Source organism: Halomonas sp. Cn5-12 (assembly GCF_021532545.1).
Classification (GTDB): Bacteria; Pseudomonadota; Gammaproteobacteria; order Pseudomonadales; family Halomonadaceae; genus Vreelandella; species Vreelandella aquamarina.
Genome location: NZ_JAKGAY010000081.1, coordinates 1 through 1,040, shown reverse-complemented (window position 1 = coordinate 1,040; position 1,040 = coordinate 1). Strand labels below are relative to the sequence as shown.

The 1,040-nt window shown below is 58.7% G+C and carries 1 protein-coding gene; it reads left to right on the top strand.

Annotated elements, in window-relative coordinates; genetic code table 11:
* The first annotated feature begins 159 nt into the window (after positions 1–159).
* Positions 160–903, top strand: a complete 744-nt coding sequence (locus tag L1249_RS17385) for a sulfite exporter TauE/SafE family protein (RefSeq protein ID WP_228169078.1) — start codon at positions 160–162, stop codon at positions 901–903.
* Positions 904–1,040: the final 137 nt, after the last annotated feature.

The window sequence follows — 1,040 nt, the reverse complement described above, 5'->3', positions numbered from 1 at the left end:
ACACAGGCGAGCGAATTCAGCGGAACGAAGCTCAGCCCGATAATGGGGGACAGGAACCGCCGTGGTACGGATCCGTTTGCCCGGTGGTGTGAGAGGACGGGGGAGGCGACTCCCCCTCCTACTCGATTCGGTCGCTTTTGAACACTTTGAGAGGCTCCCATGCTCCCCGATTACTCCCTTATCGCCTGGCTGTTGATTATCTTTTCTGTCTACCTCACCGGCGTCTCTAAAGGGGGCTTTGCAGGCGGCTTTGGCACGCTCTCGGTGCCGTTGATGGCGCTGGCGATTAGCCCGACCCAGGCAGCCGGGCTGCTGCTGCCGCTATTGCTGGTGATGGATGCATTTGCCGTCAAAGCGTGGTGGGGTAAGCACGATAGCGCGGAGGTATGGCGCTTTGTGCCGGGGCTGTTTATTGGAGTGACGGTGGGCACTTTGCTGTTTGGCAGCCTGAGCGAGCAGGGCGTGCGGCTGGTGCTGGGCATTCTCTCGGTCGTGTTTGCGGCCTATATGCTGCTCAAGCCCGTGGCGAAAAAACCCATTTCCACCTACTGGGCACTGCCCGCCTCTAGTGTGTGCGGCTTTACCAGCTTCATTGCCCACGCGGGCGCGCCACCGATGAACATGTACCTGATGCCGCGCAAGCTCACGAAAGAGACCTTTATTGCCACCTGTACGGTGACCTACGCGGTGGTAAACACTATCAAACTAGGCCCGTATATGTGGCTAGGCGAAGTCAACATGACCAGCGCCTGGGCCTCGCTGCTGCTTGTGCCCGTTGCTTGGATCGGGGTGCGTAACGGCCTCTGGCTACAGAGTCGCGTCAATGAAAAGCTGTTTTACCGCTTAGTCATTCTGGCCATGTTCTTAGTGGGGGTTAACTTGGTGTGGCAGGCCGTGAGTTAGCCCCCTATTAGTGACTGCTCCCCGCCCTAAGCGCTGACGCGCCACGGGCGAGGCTTCCCACTTCTCAGGCAGCTGCCGACGATGTGCCGGACTTACGCAAGCCTCCATGGGATTACCGCAGCTTGTATTATGTTACA

Coding starts and splice junctions, on each gene's coding strand:
- L1249_RS17385 (WP_228169078.1), top strand. CDS start 160: ATGCTCCCCGATTACTCCCTTATCGCCTGGCTGTTGATTATCTTTTCT.